We start from the raw sequence: 23371 nt of genomic DNA on the forward strand, positions 1-23371 counted from the left end.
TAAGCCGTCAGCTGGCGCTGACTTTCAGGCCGATCAGGCCGGTAACGATCAGCGCCACACTGACCAGCCGCACCAGGGCCATGGATTCACCGAACAGGATGATCCCGGCGATCACTGTGCCGACGGCACCAACGCCGGTCCAGATGGCATAGGCGGTACCCAGCGGCAGCTCTTTCATGGCCAGGCCCAGCAGGCCCAGGCTGATGACCATGGCGCCGACGGTAAGCACGGTGGGAAGCGGGCGGGTGAAACCGTCAGTGTATTTGAGGCCGACAGCCCAGCCGACTTCGAACAGGCCGGCGAAGAACAGGATGATCCAGGACATGAGTGAGTCTCCATCGTTTCAATGATGGGGCCGTCCCCGGAGTGGTCACGCAGTGCGTCGTGAGGTCGTCCTCACCGTGGGCATGATAGTGCAGCTGCAAGCTGCAAGCAGTACGGCGTCGTGTTGGGCGCCGCGGTACCGCTTTTGATTTTTCTTGCAGCTTGCAGCTTGCAGCTCCAAGCTGCGTCAGACCCCTTGCGGAATCTCTTCGCCGCCCAGCGCTTCGAACAGCACCGGCAGGAATTCGCTGAAGGTCATCATCATCAGCAGGAAGCTGGCATCGAACTGCTGCGCCGCTTCATCGCCGCCATCCTGTTCGGCCTGCTCCTGCAGCAACTCCTCGAACTTCAGGCGCTTGATCACCATCTTGTCGTCGAGCACGAAAGACAGCTTGTCCTGCCAGGCCAGGGCCAGTTGGGTAACCACTTTGCCGGTGCTCAGGTGCAGCTGGATTTCCTCGCCGGTCAGATCCTGGCGTTTGCAACGCACGATACCGCCATCTTCAGCGGTGTCGCGCAACTCGCACTCATCCAGCACATAGAAACCTTCGGCAGCCTGTTGCGACTTGACCCAGTCGGTCATGGTCGCGGTCGGCGCGATCTTCACCGTGGCAGGGCGCACCGGCAGCGAGCCCATCACCTCACGCAGGGTCGACAGCAGGTCTTCGGCGCGCTTGGCGCTGGCCGAGTTGACCAGGATCATGCCCAGGCGCGGGGCGATGGCGGCAAAGATCATCGAGCGGCGGATGAACGCGCGTGGCAAGAAGGCCTGGATGATCTCGTCCTTGATCTGGTCGCGTTCCTTTTTATAGACCTTGCGCATCTGCTCGGTCTCGATCTCTTCGACCTTCTCTTTGACAGCATCGTTTACGACGCTGCTTGGCAGGATGCGTTCTTCCTTGCGCGCGGCAATCAGCAGGAACTCGCCGCTGACGTGCACCAGGGGAGCGTCTTCGCCTTTGCCGAACGGCGCGACGAAACCATAAGTGGTCAGCTCCTGGCTGGCGCAGGGGCGGGCCGGCTTGCTGGCCAGGGCGGCCTCCAGTGCTTCAGCCTCGAACGGGACATCCTGGGTCAGGCGGTAGGTCAGCAGGTTCTTGAACCACATGAGGGTTAGTCTCTCCTTAATGCATAAGGGGGGCATTATTCTCCGTGCAGCCGTTCCAGGCCAGCCCTGTCATTGGGCCAGCAGCCATATAAAAGAAAGAAACCGTAGACGGCGCTAGGTCTTTGAAAGGCCTGAGAATTTTTTTTAGAAAAGTTGAAAAATGTGCTTGCCAGGGTGGCGGTCCATCCGTAGAATGCGCGCCACACCGAGACGAAGGGTGATTAGCTCAGCCGGGAGAGCATCTGCCTTACAAGCAGAGGGTCGGCGGTTCGATCCCGTCATCACCCACCACTCGATGTATAGCGCAGCGGTAGTTCAGTCGGTTAGAATACCGGCCTGTCACGCCGGGGGTCGCGGGTTCGAGTCCCGTCCGCTGCGCCATATTCCACTTCCAGGGCCCACTGAACACCCGGAAGTAACAAAAGAAGCGACCTTAGGGTCGCTTTTTTTGTTTGTGCTGTTTGAATCTTTTCGATTTTTTTTAAAAAAAACAGCCCAACGACTTGCCACGCTTGCGCTTGCTCCGTAGAATGCGCGCCTCACCGAGACGAAGGGTGATTAGCTCAGCCGGGAGAGCATCTGCCTTACAAGCAGAGGGTCGGCGGTTCGATCCCGTCATCACCCACCACTCGATGAATAGCGCAGCGGTAGTTCAGTCGGTTAGAATACCGGCCTGTCACGCCGGGGGTCGCGGGTTCGAGTCCCGTCCGCTGCGCCATATTCCACTTCCAGGGCCCACTGAACACCCGGAAGTAACAAAAAAGCGACCTTAGGGTCGCTTTTTTTGTGTCTGCGCCGTGCGCTCAACCCACGTGCTCTTCCTTGCGTAGCGTCAGCACCTCGACCCCATCCTCGGTCACCGCGACGGTATGTTCCCACTGCGCCGACAGCGTGTGGTCACGGGTAATCACCGTCCACCCGTCCTTCAAGGTCCGCGTGCCACGCCCGCCCTGGTTGATCATCGGCTCGATGGTAAACACCATGCCCGGCTTCAGCTTCATCCCCATGCCGCGCTGGCCGTAATGCAGCACCTCTGGCCCTTCATGCATTTGCTGGCCAATGCCATGGCCGCAGTACTCGCGCACCACGTTGTAGCCCGCCGCCTCGGCATGGACCTGGACGGCGTGGCCGATGTCGCCAAGCGTCGCCCCCGGGCGCACCTGCTCAATCCCCTTCCACAAAGCCTCATAGGTGGTGTCGACCAGGCGCCGTGCCTCATCGCTGACCGGGCCCAGGCAATACATTTTCGACGAGTCGGCGATGTAGCCGCCTTGTTCCAGCGTGATGTCGACGTTGATGATCGACCCTTCACTCAACACCTCATCGGCCTTGGGCATGCCGTGGCAGACCACGTGGTCCACCGAGGTATTGAGCGCGTAGGGGAAACCGTACTGGCCCTTGCTCGCCGGGCGTGCCTTGAGGGTCTCGACGATGAAAGCCTCGGCACGGTCGTTGATCTGCATCGTGGTCACGCCGGGGCGGATGAAGGTGTCGAGGTCGGCGAAGACCTGGGCCAGTAAACGGCCGGCGTTGCGCATCAGGTCGAGTTGGGCGGGGGTCTTGAGGATCACCTGGGACATGTGGGTGCAAAGTAGCTCTGAGGCGGAAAGCTTTCAGCATAGCGCCATGGGGCGCCCGGCTGCCACCTGATGGTGCGTCGATCACCGTTTTGGGGCTGCTGTGCCGCCGTTCGCGGCACGTAGCCCCCGCATGTAGGAGCGGCCTTGTGCCGCGAAAGGGCCGCAAAGCGGCCCCAGGGCACAGCTGGCCCAACAATTGCTGAAAGACCTCCATCAAGGCCGTCAACGTCGACCGCCTTCAACCCTTCACGACAAAGGCGCCGTGTTGCCCTCGCTTGCCAAGCAAGCCGGGGCAGCCGGCGCCTTTTGCGTTTGCACCAGGAGACCCGCCCCATGGCCAGCACCGAAGTACGCAGCGTCTGCCCCTATTGCGGCGTAGGCTGCGGCATCGTCATGAGCGTGGCCGACGGCAAGGTCAACAAGATCAGCGGTGACAAGCAGCACCCGAGCAACTTCGGCCGTCTGTGCACCAAAGGCCTCACCGCGCACCTGCCCCTGACCGCTGCCGGGCGCATGGAAAGTGCCTTTGTGCGCCAGCAACGCGACCATGAACCGGCGCGCAGCAGCATGGACCAGGCCATCACCCAGGCTGCCGAGCGCCTGCGCGGCATCATCGACCAGCATGGCCCGGACGCCGTAGCGCTTTACGTCTCCGGGCAGATGTCGCTGGAGGCCCAGTACCTGGCCAACAAACTGGCCAAGGGCTTTATCCGCACGCGCCACATCGAGTCCAATTCCCGGCTGTGCATGGCCAGCGCCGGCAGTGGCTACAAACTCTCGCTGGGTGCCGATGGCCCGCCCGGCAGCTACCAGGACTTCGAGCGTGCCGATGTGTTCCTGGTGATCGGTGCCAACATGGCCGACTGCCACCCCATTCTCTTCCTGCGTCTGCTCGAGCGGGTAAAGGCGGGGGCGAAACTGATCGTTGTCGATCCGCGGCGCACCGCCACCGCCGACAAGGCCGACCTGTTCCTGCAAGTGCGCCCCGGTAGCGACCTGGCCCTGCTCAACGGCCTGCTGCATCTGCTGCACCGCAATGGCCAGACAAACCCTGCTTTCATTGCTCGCCACACCGAGGGCTGGGAGGCGCTGGCAGCCTTCCTCGAGGACTACGCGCCTGAACGCGTCGCCGCCATCACCGGCCTTGCAGAAGATGAAATCCGCCAGGCTGCCGCGTTGATCGGCAGCGCGGGTGAGTGGATGAGCTGCTGGACCATGGGCCTGAACCAGAGCGTGCACGGCACCTGGCATACCAATGCGATCTGCAACCTGCACCTGGCCACCGGCGCCATCTGCCGCCCCGGCAGTGGGCCGTTCTCGCTGACCGGCCAGCCCAATGCCATGGGGGGCCGTGAAATGGGCTACATGGGGCCGGGGCTGCCGGGCCAACGCTCTGCGCTGGTCGACGCCGACCGTAGTTTTGTCGAAGCGCAATGGGGCCTGGCCCACGGCAGTCTGCGTGCAGAAAGCGGCGAGGGCACGGTAGCGCTGTTCGAGCAGATGAAAACGGGTGAAGTGAAGGCCTGCTGGATCATCTGCAGCAACCCGGTGGCCAGCGTTGCCAACCGCCAGCAGGTGATCGACGGCCTGCGCCAGGCGCAACTTGTGATTACCCAGGATGCCTTTCTCGACACCGAAACCAACCCCTACGCCGACATTCTCCTGCCCGCCGCACTCTGGGCTGAAGGTGAGGGCGTGATGATCAACAGCGAACGCAACCTCACACTGATGCCTCGCGCCGTGGCAGCACCGGGCCAGAGCTTGCCGGACTGGCAGATCATCGCTCGGGTCGCCTGTGCCATGGGTTATGCCGAAGCCTTCGATTACCCCGACGCCGAAGCGGTGTATGACGAAATCCGCCGCTTCTACAACCCGCTCACCGGCTACGACCTGCGTGGGGTCGGCTACGCGCAACTGCGCGACAAGCCACACCAGTGGCCTTGCGCGCCGGGCCGCGTGGACGACCGCAGCCCGGTGCGTTACATCGATGAAGGCGCACCCTCGTCCCTGGTGTTCCCTACAGCCAGTGGCAAGGCCCGCTTCTTCGCCCGGCCCTGGCTGCCCGCGCCGGAGCTGCCGGACGCCGATTACCCGCTGGTGCTCAATACCGGCCGCGTGCAACACCAATGGCATACCCTGACCAAGACCGGCAAGGTGCCGGCGCTGAACAGGCTGGAGCCCGGCCCCTTTGTCGAACTCCATCCCGAGGATGCCGCACGGCTGGGCATCCAGGACAAGGACCAGGTGGCGATCCGCTCGCGCCGTGGCCGGGCCGTGCTGCCGGCGCGGGTCAGCGACCGGGTCATGCCGGGCAACTGCTTCGCGCCGTTCCACTGGAACGATGTGATCGGCGAGCACCTGGCAATCAATGCCGTGACCTGCGATGCGGTCGACCCGCTGTCGCTGCAGCCTGCCCTCAAGCACTGTGCCGTGGCCCTTGAGCGGGTTGCCGGCGAACGCATCGATGCCCTCGACCTTGGCACCACCACCCTTGCCCCGGAGCCTGCCCGCGTGCTGCTGGCCATGCCCCCCGGCCCGCCCCGACATCAGGTGTTGTGGGCCTCGCAGACCGGCAATGGCGAGGCGCTGGCCGAGCGCTGCGCAGAGCGTTTGCACGGCGCAGGGCTGCAGGTACAGCTCAGTTGCATGGAGGCGGTCAGCCCAAGCCAGCTGCAAGGTGCTGCCAGTGTGCTGCTGATTGCCAGCACCTTCGGCGATGGTGATGCGCCCGACAGCGCCACCGCGTTCTGGCGGGCGCTGCAGGGCGAGGAGGGCGCCCACTGCGCCGAGCTGCCTTATGCCGTGCTGGCCCTGGGCGACTCCAGTTACGCCCAGTTCTGTGGGTTTGGTCGCAAGCTCGACCAGCGCCTGGCCGAATTGGGGGGGCGCCGCCTGCTGCCGCGCGTCGATTGCGAACCGGATTTCGATGAGGCCTTTGCCGCTTGGCTCGACGCGCTGTTGCCTGAGCTGGGCAGCGCTGCCGTGGCGCTACCGGTCAACGAGCCCGCACTCGCTGCGCCCTACAGCAAGCAACGGCCGTGGGCGGCCACCCTGCTGGAAAACAACTTGCTCAGTGGCCCCGGGTCAAGCAAGGAAACCCGCCAGCTGGTGTTCGACCTTCCAGGCAGCGGCTTCACCTATGCAGCGGGCGATGCGCTGGGCGTGTGGCCCCGCAACTGCCCGGCGCTGGTGGAGGAATTGCTGGCGCTCATGCAGCAGGACGGCCAGGCCCAGGTCGAACTCAAGGGCCAGCCGCCCATGCCGTTGGCTCAGGCCTTGGCGTCGCACCTGGAAATTGCCAGGGTCACCCCACAGCAACTGCAGGTGTTCAGCCTGCAGGCTGAGGACCTGCGGCACCTGTTGCAGCCTGAACGCAAGGCCGCACTGCAGGACTGGCTGTGGGGCCGGCAGTTGGTTGACGTTCTGCGCGCGTTCCCACAGGACCTTCCGCTGGCAACCTGGCTCGACCTGCTCAAACCCTTGCAACCGCGGCTGTACTCGATCAGCTCAAGCCCATTGGCCCACCCTGGCCAGGTGCATTTGACCGTCTCTACCGTGCGTTATGGCCAGCGAAAAGGGGTGTGCTCAAGCTTCCTCGCTGACCGGGGGCAGGCTGTAAAGGTGGCGATCTTCCCCCAGGCCTCCAGGCATTTCCGCCTGCCTGATGACGATGATGTACCGCTGATCATGATTGGCCCCGGTACAGGCATCGCACCGTTTCGTGCGTTCCTCGAAGAGCGTGAAGCGCGGGGTGCAAAAGGGGAAAACTGGCTGTTCTTCGGCGAGCAATATGCAGCCACCGACTTTTACTACCAGGAGCAGTTGCAGGCCTGGCAAGCGAGCGGACACCTGCGCCTGGATACAGCGTTTTCCCGCGACCAGGCAGAAAAAATCTATGTGCAGCAGCGGATGCGTGAGCAGGGCGCGCAGGTGTGGCAGTGGCTGGAGGCGGGGGCGTACTTCTATGTCTGTGGTGATGCTCAGCGCATGGCCAAGGATGTGGATGCGGTGCTGCGCGAGATTATTGCCGAGCATGGGGGCGTGGATGCCGATGCGTATGTGCAGGCGTTGAGCAAGGCCAAGCGTTATCGGCGCGACGTTTACTGAAGTGCTCCAGGATGGGGAGCAATGCACCTTGAATGTGCATGGTTTGGGCTGGCCCTATCGCCGGCAAGCCGGCTCCTGCAAGGGCTCCGCTGCTCTCGATCCCTGTGCTGCACCTGTGGGAGCCGGCTTGCCGGCGATAGGGCCGGAACAGGCAACATAACTGGCACATTCCGTGCTTTATCTCCAACACAACAAGCCCCACTGATCAACGGCGATCAACCGGGGGCACACCGTGATGAATACAGGCAAAGGCGCCTGGAGCTTCGGCTCCAGGCGCTTTTTTTTTGATCGAGGATCGGCTTATGAAGGCAACAGCGAGCAGCGGGCAACGAGAGCGACTGGTCATCGTCGGCAACGGCATGGTGGGCCACCATTGCGTCGAGCAACTGGTCGAGCGCGGCGCGCTGGCGCGCTTTGAGCTGCGCGTGTTCGGCGAGGAGCGCCAGCGCGCCTACGACCGCGTGCACCTGTCTGAATACTTCAGCGGCAGCTGTGCCGAAACCCTGGCCCTGTGCGAGCAGGGTTTCTATGGCGCCAACGGGGTGCACCTGCACCTGGGTGAAGCGGTGCTGCAAATCGACCGCGAGCGCTGTGAGGTGGTTACCGCCGAAGGCCGCTACGGGTATGACCATCTGATCCTGGCCACCGGCTCCTACCCCTTCGTGCCCCCGATCGAGGGTTCCAGCGGCAACGCGCGACTGGTCTATCGCAACCTCGATGACCTCGACGCCATACGCGCCGCTGCCGTTGATGCCACCCGCGGAGTAGTGGTTGGCGGCGGTCTGCTGGGCCTTGAGGCGGCCAATGCCCTCAAGTCCCTGGGCCTTCAAGCGCACGTGGTGGAGTTCGCCCCACGGCTGATGCCGGTGCAGCTGGATGCTGAAGGCGGCGCCGCGCTCAAGGCGCAGATCGAAGCCCTGGGTGTAGGCGTGCATCTGTCACGAGCCACCCAGTCGATCAGCGATGGTGAGGCCTACCGTTACCGGATGAATTTCGACGGTGGCGAACACCTGGAAACCGACCTGGTCGTGTTCTCTGCCGGCATCCGCCCGCAGGACGCCCTGGGCCGTGCCTGCGGCCTGGAGATCGCCGCGCGCGGTGGCGTGGTGATCGACAATCACTGCCGCTCCAGCGACCCACGCATCTTCGCTATCGGTGAATGCGCCTCGTGGAACGGCAGCGTGTTCGGCCTGGTTGCTCCGGGCTACAGCATGGCGCGCAACCTGGCGGCGCTGTTGTTGGGCGAGGCGGCCGGGGAATTCACCGGGGCCGACATGTCGACCAAGCTCAAGCTGCTGGGCGTCGATGTCGGCTCCATCGGCGACGCCCATGGCGCCACGCCCGGCTCGCGCAGCTACCGCTTCATCGACGAGGCCAACGCCGCCTATCGCCGGCTGGTGGTCGATGCCAGCGGCAAGCACGTGCTCGGTGCGGTGCTGGTGGGCGACAACAGCTACTACGACACACTGCTGCAATACGCCCAGAACGGCATCGCCCTGCCTGCCGACCCGGCGGCGCTGATCTTGCCGCAAGGCGGTGGCGCACCGGCCCTGGGCGCCGATGCGCTGCCTGACAGCGCGACCATCTGCTCGTGCCACAACGTCAGCAAGGGCGCAGTGTGCGCAGCGATCGACAGTGGTTGCGCCGACCTTGCCGCGGTCAAAGGCTGCACCAAGGCGGCCACCGGCTGTGGTGGCTGCGCGGCGCTGCTCAAGCAAGTGTTCGAGCATGAACTCACCGCCCGTGGCGTGACCGTGGACAAGAGCCTGTGCGAGCACTTCGCCTACACCCGCCAGGAGCTTTACGGGCTGGTGCGGGTGGGGGGCATACGCACCTTCAACGATTTGCTGGCGCGCCATGGCAAGGGCCATGTCGGCTGCGACATCTGCAAGCCGGCGGTGGGCAACATCCTCGCTTCGTGCTGGAACCAGCCGATCATGGACCCAGCGCTGGTGCCGCTGCAGGACACCAACGACACCTTCATGGCCAACATGCAGAAAAACGGTACCTACTCGGTGGTGCCGCGCATTCCCGGCGGTGAAATCACCCCGGACAAACTGATCGTGATCGGCCAGGTGGCCAAGAAGTACGATCTTTACACCAAGATCACCGGCGGCCAGCGCATCGACCTGTTCGGCGCCCAGTTGCACGAGCTGCCGCTGATCTGGGGCGAGCTGATCGAGGCCGGCTTCGAGACTGGCCACGCGTACGGCAAATCGACCCGCACGGTGAAGTCCTGCGTAGGCAGCACCTGGTGCCGCTACGGTGTGCAGGACAGCGTAGCCATGGCGCTGCGCCTGGAGGATCGCTACAAGGGCCTGCGCAGCCCGCACAAGCTCAAGTTCGCGGTCTCTGGCTGCACCCGCGAATGTGCCGAGGCGCAAAGCAAGGACATCGGCGTGATCGCCACCGACAAAGGCTGGAACCTCTACGTCTGTGGCAATGGCGGCATGCGCCCACGGCATGCCGAACTGTTCGCCACCGATCTGGACGATGAGACCCTGGTGCGCCTGATCGACCGCGTGCTGATGTTCTACATCCGCACCGCCGACAAGTTGCAGCGCACGTCGGTATGGCGCGAAAGCCTGGACGGCGGCCTGGACTACCTCAAGCAGGTGATCCTCGACGACAGCCTGGGCCTGGCTGCCGAGCTGGAAGCGCAGATGCAGCATGTGGTCGAGCAGTACGAATGCGAATGGGCCAACGCCCTCAACGACCCGGAAAAGCTCAAGCGCTTCCGTACGTTCGTCAACGATCGACGCGCCGACCCGGACGTGCACTTCGTCCGCGAGCGTGAACAGCGTCGCCCCGCTGCACCCCTGCACCTGATCCCTACCATTGAGGAGGCTGTGTGATGAACCTGTCCAATGCTGCTGTGGCAAAGCAACCCAACTGGCAAGCGGTCTGCAACACCGATGACCTGGTCGCCGACTCTGGTGTGGTGGTGTGGCTCGATGGCACCCAGGTCGCCTTGTTCTACCTGCCTGGGCAGGTGCAGAGCCTGTACGCGGTCGACAACCGCGACCCACGCTCTGGAGCCAACATCATTGGCCGCGGGCTGGTGGGCAGCCTGCAAGGCGAGCTGGTGGTGGCAGCACCGCTGTACAAACAGCACTTCAGCCTGCACAGCGGTGCGTGCCTGGAAGATCCGGGCCAGCAGTTACGTGTCTGGCCGGTACGAATGAGCGGGGATGCTGTGGAAGTGGCAGTGGCCTGATCCCGGCTCTTACCTGTCTCTTGCGCTTGCTCTTGCTTTGCTTTTGCTTTTGCTTCTAAGCGCGCGATAGCTCAGGCGCCGCCGATTGCGACTTCAGGAGGCCGAGCGCAGGTCTTGCGGAGGGAGGTGACGGGCATGGATGCCCGTCAAGCGCTGCGGCCCATGGATGGGCCGTCAGCGCGGTCCTCCCGGGAGCAAGGCCGGAGCGAGGGAACCCCGGAGCGCAGCGTAGGGGCCGGATGATGGGAGCCGACGGTTTTGGTTACTTTGGCCACGACCAAAGTAACCCGCCGTAATGGCGGAAAGGTGAATCAGCGCCTCCATGGCGAATGGATATTCACCCGATCTGAAAGCCGCAAGCCGCAAGCCGCAAGCCGCAAGCTGCCAGCAGCAGCCGCCAGCAGCGCGACCCGGATACGCCACAGGTGGCGATGCGGTAAGCTTGGCGCATGAACCTCGACACCCGCATCAAGTACCGCCACCTGCTGTGCTTCCTGGAGATTGCCCGGCAGGGCAGCCTGGCCAGGGCCGCCGACATTCTGGCGATCAGCCAGCCGGCAATTTCCAAAACCCTCAAGGAGCTTGAAGACCTGCTCGAGACGCGCTTGTTCGAGCGCAGCCGCCAGGGCGTCGAGCTGACCCCGGCCGGAACTCGCTTCATGCATTACGCCGGGCCCAGCGTACAGGCCCTGCGCGACGGCGTGAGCAGCTTGCGCGGTGAAGCGCGCGCACCGTCGCAGGTGCGCATCGGCGTGCTGTCCACCGTCGAAGGCCTGCTGATGCCCGAGGTGCTGTGCCGCCTGCATCAACGCCATGAGGCGTTGTTGATCAGCGTGGTGACCGGCGCCAGTGCACAGTTGCTCGGGCAGTTGCGCCTGGGCGAACTGGAACTGGTGGTCGGGCGCATGACCGATAGCCCGCAGATCCAGGGTTTGTCGTTCGAACATCTGTACAGCGAGTCGATGGCTTTGGTCGTGCGCCCAGGTCACCCATTGCTGGCCAACATGCAAGTAGACCGAGCCCGCGTTGGCCGTTATCCACTGGTGCTCCCACCACCGGGCACTACCATTCGCCAGCACGCCGACAGCCTGTTCGTGCAATGCGGCATTCAACTGCCGGCACAGCGCCTTGAGACCCTTTCACTGGCCTTGAGCCGGCGCTACCTGCTGGGCAGTGATGCCGTGTGGGTGGCGCCGCGTGATGCGGTGCTGCTTGACCTGCGTCGCGGCGAACTTGCCGAGCTTGATCTGGGGGTGCGGGAACCGGGCGGGTCTGTGGGCATCTGCCGCAATGCCGCGTTGGCGCTGAGCCTGCCGGGGCAGTGGGTGTGCGATGTGTTGCGGGAAGTGGCGGGGCAATATCGCGAGCGGTTGTACCCGTAAGCTTCGTTGTAGGCGAGCGTTCCTGGCCCAGAAACGCTCGTGTGGTTCATGCCCAAACTGTTCTCAAGCGGTTCGCAAGGACACCGCGATCACCGAAGGAACAGTTGAGCCTCGCGCCTCTTCGTCACGGCCATTGATCAACAAGCGCTTATTGCCTGGATCGAGCGTGACCGTCGATTTAGATGTATAGAAGCCGTCGTCTGGTGGTTGAGCGCCCACCTGGCCATAACCGAAGGGAGGGACGAAGCGGGTGTCAAACTTGCCAGCCGAGGTCAAGCTAAAGGCAAGCATATAAGTGTAGAAACTACCGTAACCGACCAGGCCATCGCCTGTCTCTACTCCTGCATACCAACCGCCCGGCTGGTCAAATTTCAACGCTTCGCCGCCGTTGAACTCTTTGGCCGGCATGCCCGAATAGTCGATTCGGTAAACAGTCGGGTGGCTGATTTCTTCATCGAGGTCGTACAGTTCCCCGTAAAAAGTGATCCGGTTAGCAACGCGGTCTACGGAAAAACCATTATTGATGATCCAGGGATCGGACCAGTGGTGGCCATTTTTGCCAAAGGCATTATCCACTTTCCCTTCGGTGGTCAAGGCTGTGGTAACGCTATACGCATCGTCCTCCCGCACCAGATACCAGGCCAATACAAGGTGCTGCGCACCTGAGGGGGGCGTGAAACTGGCAATGCCGTCGATGATGTGTGAGTCGGTCTGGGGAATCAGCTTGCTGACGTCAAGGAAGCCACCGACGCCAAAATCCTCGCGCAATGCGCCGTTACTGTTCAGCCCAATCACCACCGGTTCGAATATCTGCGGCCCGCGACGCAAAGCTGTGACGAAAATGCGGTCTTTCGCCAATGCCAGGTGCTCCAGCAGCAAATCTCCATCGATCAAGTCGTGGGTATCTACGTAACCTTTGCCCTCCCCGAATGTCAGGTCCGGTTGCCCCTTGGCACTCAGTTTCCAAAGGTGGCTGGCTGATTGCCCCTTCATCAGAACAGCAATCAGCAAATTGCCCTCATCATCCTCCACGATGCTTTCGATGGACTTGTAGGCAGCGCTGGCAGTTTTGTTGAAATCGAAGATTCCATCGTTGTTGAAACTATTATCCAGCATGCCGTCGTCTTTCAGGCAAGCCACGAAAACCTTGGCGTCCTCTGTGTTGGGGTTGTAACTTTCACCAATTACATAACTGCGGCCACCGCTGACCATGCTTTTGATGATTGCAGTGCTGTCGGCCCGTGACCCGGCGATTTTTTCAAGGATGTGGGCAAGCCCATCGATGCCGTAGTCACGATCGATGGGGGCCTTCGGCAACTCAACGGATGTGCAGGCCAAGCTTGGGGATTCACGGGATTCACGGGTTGAACGGACACGCTTTCGTGAAATGTTCATGACTCTTCCTTGGTAATGAGTAAACGCAGGGCCGTGCGGCTTACGTCGTTGTCAGCCATTGCGCGTCGGATGCTCATTGGAATCCAGGCTCAAGTCGGGCGCTACTGGCAGAAATGCCAGGGTGGGGCTGGTTGCTGGCAGAGCCAGTTTTGCCGGGGCGCTGGCTGTGCGTGTGGCCAATACTGGCCAAAGGCCCGTAAGGTTGTGTGCCAGCGCGTTGTCGAGTGAACTTACTCCATGAAACCCGCTCTTATGCCGGTAGCCATTGGTAATGGCCGCCTGATAAGCTCGCGGCTTTACCCTGATTGCCCACATGGCGCATGAACAAGGAAATAGCATGAAACAGCATCGTTTGGCGGCTGCGGTTGCCCTGGTAGGCCTGGTACTGGCTGGCTGTGATCAACAAGCCAGCAGCCCCGAGCTGAAAACTCCGGCACAGAAAGCCTCCTACGGTATCGGCCTGAACATGGGCAAGAGCCTGGCTCAGGAAGGCATGGAAGACCTTGATTCCAAAGCCGTTGCCCTCGGCATCGAAGACGCCGTTGGCAAGAAAGAACAGCGCATCAAGGACGAAGAGTTGGTAGAAGCCTTCACCTCGCTGCAGAAGCGCGCCGAGGAGCGCCTGGCCAAGGCCAGCGAAGAAGCCGCCTCCGCCGGCAAGAAGTTCCTCGAAGAAAACGCCAAGAAGCCAGGCGTGGTCACCACCGCTTCGGGCCTGCAGTACGAAGTGGTCAAGAAGGCCGACGGCCCACAGCCCAAACCGACCGACGTGGTCACTGTCCACTACGAAGGCAAGCTGATCGATGGCAAGGTGTTCGACAGCTCGGTAGAGCGTGGCAGCCCGATCGACCTGCCGGTCAGCGGTGTCATCCCAGGCTGGGTTGAAGGCCTGCAACTGATGCACGTTGGCGAGAAGTACAAACTGTTCATCCCGGCTGAGCTGGCCTATGGCGCACAGAGCCCAAGCCCGCTGATCCCGGCCAACTCGGTCCTGGTGTTCGACCTGGAACTGATCGCCATCAAAGACCCGGCCCAGCTGCAGGGCGACGCGCCTGAAGCTCAGGCACCTGCCGAAGCTCCGGCTGAAGCACCAGCCAAGTAATACTGGTTGGGAATGCACAACGCCCCGTCTAAACGGGGCGTTGTCGTTTGTGCATCAGGCATCGGGCCGAACCTCGTGGGCAGGAGGCTGTCCGAGAAAGGGCAGTGTGAAGAAGCAGGAGGCTTCTGACGCAAATCGTTCGCGGTTCTGAAACGACTGTGTAAAAAACGCCCGATCTGACCGGGGCCCTTGCTTTACAGGCACCTGCCGTCAGAAAATTCGCCCTGTTCACAAGGTTATCCACAATAAATGTGGATAACCTCTCCCTGCTGGAGGCTACATGAGCGCACCCTGGAATTTCGCCCGCTTCCTGCCCTTGGCCGAGCGCCTGCTGAGCCGTGGCCGCCTGCCGGCTTTGCTGTTCGCCGTGGCCCGCAAAGGCCCGCGCCTGGGCCAGTTGCGTGAAGACATCAAGCTTTTGCAGTCGTTGTGCCTGGCCTGGTGGCGTGGCGAGTACCGGGCGATCAGCCCCAAGGCACTGGTGACCATCGTCGCCGGCCTGCTGTACTTCGTCAGCCCCATCGATGCGATCCCCGACTGGCTGTTGGGTGTAGGCTTTCTCGATGATATCGCCGTGCTCGGCTGGGTGCTGAAGACCGTCTCCGATGAGCTGGCACGGTTCAAGGCCTGGCGCGACAGCCAGGCACCCGAGCGCCTGCGCGTGGTCGAGCGCTTGCCCGACACCCCTGAAGCTTTGCGCCTGGAGCGTAAAACGCACTGAAACCGAGCAGATCCCCACAGACCCCCGGGCTTGGTAATATAATTGGCATAAGGGTTATGCCTACGGATTACATGCGGTAATCCTACGTAAGGGGGTTGTAATGGGTATTCAGGTCATTAGCCGGGACGGTCAGCCCGAGTACGCAGTCGTTCCCTGGGAGCAGTATCAGGCGCTGCTCAAGGCGGCCGGTCAGGCGCCTGCCGAGGCGCTTGGCGAAACCAACGATCACAGTGCGACAAGTGCCAGTTTGCCCGCCTTCAGCGAAGTGGCGCAGCTGCGTCAGGCCAAAGGCATCGCACCAGAGCAATTGGCGCGAAATGTGGGTGTCAGCCCCGCCTACCTGGCGATGATCGAGTCGGGTGAACGCCAGCCGGATGCGGCGATCCGCCGTGCCCTGGCCTGGCACTTGGGTGTGGCGGGCTGGAGCGAGCCGTCATGAGCCAGGTCAGGATCAGTCGTCAGCATTGGCAAAGCTTGCTGGATGAGCTTGACCTGGCCCGCCGTCAACGGCATTTGCTGACTTACCGCGCGCTGATCGAGCGTTTGCAATTGCCCAGCCCGGCCATGCAGACGCTGACTGCGGCGCTTGAATACCTGGCGGTGCTCGATGCCCGTGCCGAGCAGCCGCTGCGCAGCTCGCTGGTGATCAGCCAGGGCGCCAGCCGCCTGCCGCGTACCGGTTTCTTCGAATGCGTGGAGCGCCTTGGGCGCTTCTCCGGGCCGGTCGACGGCATGGAGGCAGCGTCGTGGCATGCTTCGGAAGTGGTGCGGGTATTTGAGTATGCCTACCCGGAGATTGCCTGACAGGCTGATGATGGCGCCGTGGTTGGCGGTCGCAGGCCGATAGAGCTGCCCCGCCAAACTTCCAACAACGCCATATTCCGGAAACAGAAAGGGCCGGGCACTGAGGTGCCCGGCCCTTTCTGTTTCACATCAGCGCTGACTGATTACTGCTTGGCCACCTTGGTGCTGGCACTCAGGTAGTCGATCAGGATGCGACCCGTCTCGGACAGATAAGCGTCGTCTTCGGGCTTGGTGTTTTCATCCTCGGTCGGCAGGGCGTCCTCGTCCTCTTTCTTCAGTTCCTTCAGCGGCTCTTCACCCTTGGCCTTGCGGCGGATGTTTTCCAGCGCCAGCTGTTTGGCCTCGATCTCATCATGGCGGGCACGGCGGTCCTGCTCGTTGAGGCTGACGGTCTTCTCGTTCATCAGCTTCTGGGTCAGTGCCAGGCGGTCACGGATATAGGTGAACTCCGCGTCCTTGTCGCTGCGCGCTTCATGCTGGGCCTTGAGCTGCGCCAGGAAGGGCTTGAACGGGTCGGCCGCCGGCTTGACCACCGGGCGGATGGTGTCCCACGGCATGGCCTCGGGCAGGGCGCTTTCACCGATTTCCTTGGTGTCGATGATCGACGGGTAATCGATGTCTGGCAGTACGCCCTGATGCTGGGTGCTCTGCCCGGACACCCGGTAGAACTTGGCCAGGGTCAGTTTCAGCTCGCCATGGTTGAGCGGCTGGATGGTTTGCACGGTGCCCTTGCCGAAGGTCTGGCCGCCTATGATCAGGGCGCGGTGGTAATCCTGCATGGCGCCTGCGAAGATTTCCGAGGCCGAGGCCGAGAGGCGGTTGACCAGCAGTACCAAGGGGCCTTTGTAGAAGGCGCCAGGATTTTCGTCTTCTAGCACGTCAACCCGGCCATCGCTGTTGCGAACCAGAACCGTGGGGCCCTTCTCGATGAACAGGCTGGTCAGCTCGGTGGCTTCCTGCAGGGAACCGCCGCCGTTGTTGCGCAGGTCGATGACCACGCCGTCGACTTTTTCCTTTTGCAGTTCGGTGAGCAGCTTTTTCACGTCGCGCGTGGTGCTCTTGTACTCAGGGTCCCCGGCCCGGTAAGCCTTGAAGTCCAGATAGAAGGCAGGGATTTCAATGATGCCCAGCTTGTAGTCACGGCCAGCCTGCTTGAGCTTGAGCACCGACTTCTTGGCCGCCTGCTCTTCGAGCTTGACCGCCTCACGGGTGATCGACACCACTTTGCTGGTCTGGTCGCTCGGGGCATTGCTGGCCGGGATGATTTCCAGGCGCACAACCGAGCCTTTCGGGCCACGAATCAGCTTGACCACTTCGTCCAGGCGCCAGCCGACCACGTCGACCATTTCTTTGTTGCCTTGGGCGACGCCGATGATCTTGTCGGCCGGGGCCACCTGCTTGGTCTTGGCCGCAGGGCCCGCTGGCACCAGACGCACGATCTTGACCTGATCATTGTCGCTCTGCAGCACCGCGCCGATGCCTTCGAGCGACAGGCTCATGTTGATGTCGAAGTTCTCGGCGTTGTCCGGCGACAGGTAGTTGGTGTGCGGGTCGTAGGACTGGGCGAAGGTATTGATGTAGGCCTGGAAGATGTCTTCGGCACGGGTCTGGTCCAGGCGCGACAGCTGGTTCTTGTAACGCTTGGTCAGGGTTTCCTGAATCTGCTTGGGCTCTTTGCCGGCGATCTTCTGGCGCAGCACCTCGTCCTTGACGCGCTTGCGCCACAGGTCGTCCAGCTCGGCCTGGTTCTTCAGCCACGGAGCGTCCTTGCGGTCGATCAGCAAGGTTTCCTTGGCGGTGAAGTCCATCTTGTCGACGCCCTTGTTCAGCTCGGCCAGGGCGAAGTCCAGGCGTTGCTTGACGCGGTCCAGGTAGCGCTTGTAGATGGTGAAGCCAGGGTCGAGGTTGCCGCTTTTGAGGAAGTCGTCGAACTGCCTCTTCCACTTGTCGAACTCGGCGATGTCGGCCGCAGTGAAGTAGCTGCGCGCTGGGTCGAGCAGCTTGATGTAGCTGTCGTAGATGATCACCGAACGGGCGTCATCGAGCGGCGGCTTGCTGTAATGGTGACGTTTGAGCAACTCAACCACGTTGAGGCTGGCGACGATTTCGTCACGGTCCGGCTGCAGGCTGTCCCATTTGTTGGCGGCCGCCGCATTGCCGCCGAGCGTGAGGCTGCCCAGGCCGATCATCAGGGCCAGGGCGGTGCTTGGGAGGAAATGCTTCATGCTGATTCGACGTGGAGGCAATTGATCACGCATAGTAGGCCGTCTTTTCCGTTGCCGGTTCCATGGAGCCGGACAAATACTGCAAAAAGCCAGGGGCGTGGATACCCCAGGCTCAGTCATGTCAATCAACTATGGAGGCACTGTGAAGGCATTGCAAGGCGAAGACGGACATGTGGAGTGGGTCGAGGCCGAGCGCCCGGCCCTGGATGCCGGCCAGGTACGCATTCGCGTGGCTGCGGCGGGCCTGAACCGGGCCGATCTGTTGCAAATGAAGGGTCTTTATCCGCCACCACCCGGTGCCAGCCCATACATGGGCCTGGAATGCGCCGGGGTAGTGGAAGAAGTGGGGCCGGGCGCCGACTGGCGGGTAGGCGACCGAGTGTGCGCGCTGCTGGCCAGCGGGGCCATGGCCGAGGAAGTGGTGGTCGATGCCCGCCATGTGCTGCCGGTGCCCGAGGGCCTGAGCCTGCACGAGGCAGCAGCACTGCCCGAGGTCTACGCCACCGCGTGGTTGAACATTTTCCAGCTCGGTGCGGTGAAGGCCGGCGAGAAGGTGCTGGTACACGCCGGTGCCAGCGGTGTCGGCTCGGCAGCCATTCAGTTGTGCAAGGCGTTCGGCAACCCGGTGTACGTCAGCGTTGGTTCGCAGGAGCGCCTGGCGTACTGCCAGGCCCTGGGCGCTACGGGCGGAGTGGTGCGCAACGAAAACCTGGAAGCGCTGGAGGGCATGGGCCCGTTCGACGTGATTCTTGACCCGGTGGGCGCCAGTTACGGGCAGCTCAACCTCAAGCTGCTGGCACGCGACGGGCGTTGGGTGATCATCGGCCTGATGGGCGGGCGCACGGTTGAACTGGACCTGGCGCAGGTGCTGGGCAAGCGCCTGGAAATCACCGGTTCCACCTTGCGCAACCGTGACGACGGGTTCAAGGCCGAGCTGTTGCGCGAGCTGCAGCAGCAGGTGTGGCCGCTGTTTACCGAAAAGCGCTTGTCGCCGCAGTTGGTGGACACCTACCCGGTCGAGTTCGCCCAGGCAGCGTATGCCGAGCTTGAGAGCAATCAGGTGTCGGGCAAGCTGGTGATGGTGATCGACGCTAGCCTGGCGTGAGATTGCCGGGGCTGCGTTGCAGCCCATCGCGACACAAGGCCGCTCCTACCGTAGGAGCGGCCTTGTGTCGCGAAAGGGGCGCAAAGCGCCCCCATGGCCCTCAAGACCAGCTCAGTATCGGCCAGCCATTCTTCTCGGCATGCTCGCGCAACACCGCATCCGGGTTCACCACATGCGGATGATCCACCTTCAGCAACAACGGCAGGTCGTTGCGCGAATCGGAATAGAAGCTCGCCCCCTCCAGGTTCTCCTGCTCCTGGTCCAGCCATTCCAGCAGGCGGGTGATCTTGCCCTCCCGGTAAGTCAGCACCCCATGAGTCTTCCCGGTATACACCCCGTTCACAGCCTCCAGCTCGATCGCCAGGTACTCGTCCACCCCTAACCGCGCCGCAATCGGCCCGACCAGGTGAGTGCCCGAGGCGGAAATGATCAGGATGCGGTCGCCACGCTTGCGATGTTCGGCGATGCAGCGGCAGGCATCACCGAAAATGATCGGCTCGATGACGTCTTCCACCCATGGTTCGACCAGGTGCTCGACCTCTTCCAGCGTACGCCCGGCAATCGGTTCCAGGCTGAAGGCCATGTACTCTTCCATCTGCAAGTGGCCTTTGCCGTAGGCCTCCATCAGGGCATGGTCGCGGCGCAGGAACTCCTTGCCGTCGACCCAGCCCAGCCTTGCCATCTGCTCGCTCCACAGCGACGCGCAGTCACCATGGATCAGGGTTTCGTCGAGATCGAAAATTGCCAGTGCCATGCGTTGAATCTCCTTAGGCCACTTCCCGTAGCGCCGTGGGGTCGATCGACAAGGATACCCGCTGGCCGTCCGCGTGCAGGTCGGCCGATGAGCGATTGAGCACATCCACCACCAGCTCCACTTCACGTACCCGTACCCGGTAGCGGATCACATTGCCGAGCAGGCTGTGACTGCGCACTTCCCCGTCCAGTTCGCCATTGCGGCTCAAGGTGATCGACTCGGGGCGAATCGCCAGGCGGTTGGCCACCGGGCGTTGCAGCAGGCGGCTGGCACTGTCCGGGTCGAGCAGGTTGTAGTTGCCGATGAAACCGGCGGCAAACAGGTCCACCGGGGCCGTGTACAGGGTTTCGGCGTCGCCGCTCTGCACGATGCGCCCCTGGTTCATCAGGAAGATGCGATCAGACATCGTCAGCGCCTCTTCCTGGTCATGGGTAACGAAGATGGTGGTCAGCCCCAGTTCGCGCTGGATGGCGCGGATCTGCTCGCGCAGGTGCTTGCGAATACGCGCATCCAGCGCCGACAGCGGCTCGTCGAGCAGCAGCAGGCGCGGGCGGGTGACCAGCGAGCGGGCCAGGGCCACACGCTGGCACTGGCCGCCGGACAGCTGGTGCGGGTAGCGCCCGGCAAAACTGCCCAGTTCCACCAGTTCCAGCGCCTCGCGCACGCGTACTTGAATGTCACTGGCCTTGACCTTCTGCATGCGCAGGCCAAAGGCGACATTCTGCTCCACTGTCATGTTGGGGAACAGCGCATAGCTCTGGAACACCATGCCGATGCCGCGCTTTTGCGGGCTCAGCGGCACGATGTCCTGGCCGTCGAGCAGAATCTGCCCGCCGTCCACCGGGGTCAGCCCGGCGATGCAGCGCAGCAGGGTGGACTTGCCGCAGCCGGAAGGGCCGAGCAAGGTGACGAATTCGCCGCGCTCGATCTGGCAGTCGATATTTTCGAACACGGGGGTGCCGGCATAGCGTTTGTGCAGTTTCTGTACGCTGACGAAGCTCATGTCAGGTCTTGTCCTTGTTCAGGCGGTTGGCGACCCAGGTCAGTACCAGCACGAAGGCGAAGTACGAGATCACCAGCGCGCTGTTGAAGTGGCCGCTGCTGTTGCGCATGTTGTTCAGGTACACCTGCAGGGTCTCGTAACGCGTGCCGACCAGCAGGTTGGCGAACACGAACTCGCCGAACAGGAACGAGAACGACAGCAGCAGCGCCACCATCAGGCCTTTGCGCAGGTTGGGCAGCACCACCAGGAATGCCGCCTGCCAGGTGCTGGCGCCGAGCAACTGGGCGGCGTCCATCAGGTCGCGCAGGTTGATCGCCTGCAGGTTGTTGGTGATCGCCCGGTACATGAACGGCAGGGCGATGGTGAAGTAGCAGCCGATCAGGATCCACGGCGTGCCGACCATGGCCATAGGGCCGCTGCCGTAAAGCTGCAGCAGGCCCACCGAGGACACCACCGGCGGTACCGCGAACGGCAGCAGGATGAGGATGTTCATCAGCGCGTCGAGCTTGGGGAAGTGGTAGTGCACCACGAACAGCAGCGGCAGGATCAGCACCACCGACAGCAGCAGTGCGCCCACGCATACCAGCAGCGACTGGCCGAAGGCCGCGAGAAAGCGCGGCTCGCCCCACAGCGCCACGTACCACTTGAGGGTCAGGCCGCTGGGCAGCAGGCTGGCTGACCAGCTGGTGGCCAGCGAGTAGAGCAGGGTGCCGGCCAGTGGTAGCAGCAGAATGAGAAACAGCAGGTACACCACAGCGCGGTGGTAGAGGCTGCCGGCGCTGGGCCTGGTTGAGCGGTTAGCGTGCATGGTAGCTCCGTTTCAGCAGCCATTGATGGACGACCGTGACCACCGTCATCAAGCCCACCAGCACCATGGCCAGCGCGCTGGCCAGGTTGGGGTCCAGGCTGATGTCACCGGCCACCAGGCCGGCGATGCGGATCGGCAGCACGTTGAAGTTGCCGGTGGTCAGGGCATACACCGTGGCATACGCGCCCAGGGCATTGGCCAGCAGAATCACGAAGGTGCCGAGCAGAGCCGGGGTCAGCACCGGCAGGCCGATGTGCCGCCAGTATTGCCAGTGGCTGGCGCCCAGCAACGCGGCCGATTCGCGCCAGTCTTCGCGCAGGGCATCGAAGGCCGGGTAGAGCAACAGTACGCCCAGGGGGATCTGGAAGTAGGTGTAGACCAGGATCAGGCCGCTTTTGGAGTAGATGCTGAAGTCTTCCAGCAGGCCAACCTGCTTGAGCAGCAGGGTCAGCGCCCCGTTGAAACCGAGCAGGATGATGAACGCGAAGGCCAGCGGCACGCCGGCGAAATTGCTGGTCATGTTGGCGAAAGCGCTGACGAAATCGCGCAGGCGCGAATCCACCTGGCGCAGCGAGTAAGCACCGAGGGTGGCGATGATGATGCCGAACAGGCTCGACCAGAAGCTGATTTCCAGGCTGCGTTGCAATGCCTGCAGGTAGAACTTCGAGGCGAACACCTTGCTGAAGTTGGCCAGCCCCCAGCCTGCTTCCGACTGCACGCTGTTGATGGCCACCCATGCCAGCGGGGCGATCTGGAAGATGATGAAGAAGACAGCAAACGGCAGCAGGCAGAGCAGGGCCAGGTAGCGCCCGCGGGCGCCGGCATTCACTTGAGCAACTCCCGGCAGACGGTTTTGTCGTGGGCAGCGCCAAGCAACTCGCAGATAGTGCCACACAGCTCGGTTTGCAGCGGCTTGGCGGCCGGGTCGAGGCTGAAGGCGTCGCCAAACACGAACAGCGGCACTTCGCGCTCTTCGGCCAGCAGGCCGTTGTGCGAACGGTCATTGTTCATGCCGTGGTCGGCGGTGACCAGTACCTGGTAGCCCTCTTCGAGCCAGCGCGGCAGGTAGTCGGCCAACAGGATGTCGGCGCTGCGCGCAGCGTTGCGGTACTGGCTGCTGTCCAGGCCGTGGCGGTGGCCGGTGTCGTCGATGCTCATCGGGTGCACCAGCAAAAAGTTCGGCGCATGGCGGCGGCGCAGGTATTCGGCGTCGGCCAGCAGGTGCGAGTCGGGGTAGCGGTCGTCCCAATAGAACAGGCCGTGCTGGATCGGCAGCTTCGGCGCGTGGGTATGGCGGTCGCGCTGCGGGTCGAAGGGCGAGCGGTTGTACAACTCGCTCATCCAGTGATAAGCCGCCGCAGCCGTGCCCAGGTTGGCCTCGCGGGCGTAGTGGAACACACTGCGCTGGTTGGACAGGCGGTTGATGTTGTTGTGCACGATACCGCTGTCGATCGGCGCCACGCCGGTGAGGATGCACTCGTACAGCGGCCGGGACAGCGACGGCAGCTCGCATTCCACGCGGTACAGCGCGGCACGGTCGGCTTCGACGTAAGCGTGCAGGTGGCCCATGGCGTGATGCGCGACCTGGTGGTTGAGGCCGTCGAGCAGGACCAGGATGACGTTGTGTTGCATGGTGGCTCCCAGTGGAGCTGCAAGCTTCAAGCTACAAGCTGCAAGAAGAAGCCGGCATGTCGATCACCTGCTTGTACCTGCAGCTTGCAGCTTGAAACTTGAAG

19 protein-coding genes and 4 tRNA genes are annotated in these 23371 nt (G+C 62.7%); 13 read left to right on the forward strand and 10 right to left on the reverse strand.

What is annotated here, in order from left to right; translation table 11 throughout:
* Nucleotides 1-7: 7 nt before the first annotated feature.
* Together sugE and rdgC are read right to left on the reverse strand one after the other, a co-directional pair.
* Nucleotides 8-325 carry a quaternary ammonium compound efflux SMR transporter SugE gene (gene sugE / locus JET17_RS06355; RefSeq protein WP_012313171.1) on the reverse strand — a complete coding sequence of 106 codons (318 nt, stop codon included), beginning with the start codon at nt 323-325 and terminating at the stop codon, nt 8-10.
* A gap of 186 nt (nt 326-511) precedes the next feature.
* The gene (rdgC, locus tag JET17_RS06360) at nt 512-1432 is read right to left on the reverse strand and encodes a recombination-associated protein RdgC (protein ID WP_008098477.1); all 921 of its coding nucleotides are present in this window, start codon (nt 1430-1432) and stop codon (nt 512-514) included.
* A 215-nt stretch (nt 1433-1647) separates the two neighbouring features.
* Here rdgC and JET17_RS06365 point away from each other — a divergent pair.
* The 4 genes from JET17_RS06365 (at nt 1648) to JET17_RS06380 (ending at nt 2150) form a co-directional block, all read left to right on the forward strand.
* A tRNA-Val gene (locus JET17_RS06365) sits at nt 1648-1723 on the forward strand.
* Nucleotides 1724-1736: 13 nt separating this feature from the next.
* Nucleotides 1737-1813 (forward strand) — tRNA-Asp (locus JET17_RS06370).
* 171 nt (nt 1814-1984) lie between these two features.
* Nucleotides 1985-2060: transfer RNA gene (locus JET17_RS06375), tRNA-Val, on the forward strand.
* Between the two features lie 13 nt (nt 2061-2073).
* Nucleotides 2074-2150, forward strand: a tRNA-Asp gene (locus tag JET17_RS06380).
* A gap of 85 nt (nt 2151-2235) precedes the next feature.
* Here JET17_RS06380 and map read toward each other — a convergent pair.
* Nucleotides 2236-3012 (reverse strand): type I methionyl aminopeptidase, encoded by a 777-nt coding sequence (gene map, locus JET17_RS06385; RefSeq protein ID WP_012313173.1) that lies wholly within the window; start codon nt 3010-3012, stop codon nt 2236-2238.
* Nucleotides 3013-3345: 333 nt separating this feature from the next.
* Here map and JET17_RS06390 point away from each other — a divergent pair, with 333 nt between their 5' ends.
* The 4 genes from JET17_RS06390 (at nt 3346) to pcaQ (ending at nt 11718) form a co-directional block, all read left to right on the forward strand.
* Nucleotides 3346-7119, forward strand: a complete 3774-nt coding sequence (locus tag JET17_RS06390) for a bifunctional nitrate reductase/sulfite reductase flavoprotein subunit alpha (RefSeq protein WP_012313174.1) — start codon at nt 3346-3348, stop codon at nt 7117-7119.
* A gap of 302 nt (nt 7120-7421) precedes the next feature.
* Nucleotides 7422-9974, forward strand: a complete 2553-nt coding sequence (nirB, locus tag JET17_RS06395) for a nitrite reductase large subunit NirB (protein WP_012313175.1) — start codon at nt 7422-7424, stop codon at nt 9972-9974.
* A complete protein-coding gene (gene nirD, locus JET17_RS06400; RefSeq protein WP_012313176.1) occupies nt 9974-10336 on the forward strand; it encodes a nitrite reductase small subunit NirD in 363 nt (120 codons plus the stop codon). Before nirB ends, nirD begins: the two co-directional genes overlap by 1 nt.
* Before the next feature lie 449 nt (nt 10337-10785).
* Entirely contained in the window at nt 10786-11718 is a 933-nt protein-coding gene (pcaQ, locus tag JET17_RS06405) for a pca operon transcription factor PcaQ (RefSeq protein WP_012313177.1), read from the forward strand.
* Nucleotides 11719-11781: 63 nt separating this feature from the next.
* Here the strand turns inward: pcaQ and JET17_RS06410 are convergent, their stop codons facing one another.
* On the reverse strand, nt 11782-13113 hold the full coding sequence (locus JET17_RS06410) for a hypothetical protein (RefSeq protein WP_012313178.1): 1332 nt from the start codon (nt 13111-13113) through the stop codon (nt 11782-11784).
* 337 nt (nt 13114-13450) lie between these two features.
* Here JET17_RS06410 and JET17_RS06415 point away from each other — a divergent pair, with 337 nt between their 5' ends.
* From JET17_RS06415 to JET17_RS06430, 4 genes are all read left to right on the forward strand, one after another.
* Nucleotides 13451-14215, forward strand: coding sequence for an FKBP-type peptidyl-prolyl cis-trans isomerase (locus JET17_RS06415; RefSeq protein ID WP_012313179.1), 765 nt, complete (start codon nt 13451-13453; stop codon nt 14213-14215).
* Between the two features lie 280 nt (nt 14216-14495).
* Nucleotides 14496-14936, forward strand: a complete 441-nt coding sequence (locus tag JET17_RS06420; RefSeq protein ID WP_012313180.1) for a YkvA family protein — start codon at nt 14496-14498, stop codon at nt 14934-14936.
* 100 nt (nt 14937-15036) lie between these two features.
* Nucleotides 15037-15375, forward strand: coding sequence for a helix-turn-helix domain-containing protein (locus JET17_RS06425; RefSeq protein ID WP_012313181.1), 339 nt, complete (start codon nt 15037-15039; stop codon nt 15373-15375).
* Entirely contained in the window at nt 15372-15740 is a 369-nt protein-coding gene (locus JET17_RS06430) for a hypothetical protein (RefSeq protein ID WP_012313182.1), read from the forward strand. The genes JET17_RS06425 and JET17_RS06430 overlap by 4 nt, the downstream gene beginning before the upstream one ends.
* Nucleotides 15741-15883: 143 nt before the next feature.
* Here JET17_RS06430 and JET17_RS06435 read toward each other — a convergent pair whose 3' ends face one another.
* Complete coding sequence (locus JET17_RS06435) at nt 15884-17965, reverse strand: carboxy terminal-processing peptidase (protein ID WP_012313183.1); 2082 nt, start codon at nt 17963-17965, stop codon at nt 15884-15886.
* 142 nt (nt 17966-18107) lie between these two features.
* On the opposite strand from JET17_RS06435, the gene JET17_RS06440 reads away from it, so the two are divergent.
* The gene (locus JET17_RS06440) at nt 18108-19070 is read left to right on the forward strand and encodes an NAD(P)H-quinone oxidoreductase (protein ID WP_012313184.1); all 963 of its coding nucleotides are present in this window, start codon (nt 18108-18110) and stop codon (nt 19068-19070) included.
* A gap of 100 nt (nt 19071-19170) precedes the next feature.
* Here JET17_RS06440 and JET17_RS06445 read toward each other — a convergent pair whose 3' ends face one another.
* From JET17_RS06445 to JET17_RS06465, 5 genes are read right to left on the reverse strand one after another with little or no spacing between them, the layout of a single operon-like run.
* Nucleotides 19171-19824, reverse strand: a complete 654-nt coding sequence (locus JET17_RS06445; protein ID WP_012313185.1) for an HAD family hydrolase — start codon at nt 19822-19824, stop codon at nt 19171-19173.
* 13 nt (nt 19825-19837) lie between these two features.
* The gene (locus tag JET17_RS06450; RefSeq protein WP_012313186.1) at nt 19838-20827 is read right to left on the reverse strand and encodes an ABC transporter ATP-binding protein; all 990 of its coding nucleotides are present in this window, start codon (nt 20825-20827) and stop codon (nt 19838-19840) included.
* Nucleotide 20828: 1 nt separating this feature from the next.
* Nucleotides 20829-21635, reverse strand: coding sequence for an ABC transporter permease (locus JET17_RS06455; protein WP_012313187.1), 807 nt, complete (start codon nt 21633-21635; stop codon nt 20829-20831).
* Nucleotides 21625-22464 (reverse strand): ABC transporter permease, encoded by an 840-nt coding sequence (locus tag JET17_RS06460; RefSeq protein ID WP_012313188.1) that lies wholly within the window; start codon nt 22462-22464, stop codon nt 21625-21627. The genes JET17_RS06455 and JET17_RS06460 overlap by 11 nt, the downstream gene beginning before the upstream one ends.
* A complete protein-coding gene (locus JET17_RS06465; protein WP_012313189.1) occupies nt 22461-23267 on the reverse strand; it encodes an alkaline phosphatase family protein in 807 nt (268 codons plus the stop codon). The genes JET17_RS06460 and JET17_RS06465 overlap by 4 nt, the downstream gene beginning before the upstream one ends.
* Nucleotides 23268-23371 lie beyond the last annotated feature (104 nt).

This window comes from Pseudomonas putida, assembly GCF_016406145.1.
Lineage (GTDB): Bacteria > Pseudomonadota > Gammaproteobacteria > Pseudomonadales > Pseudomonadaceae > Aquipseudomonas > Aquipseudomonas putida_E.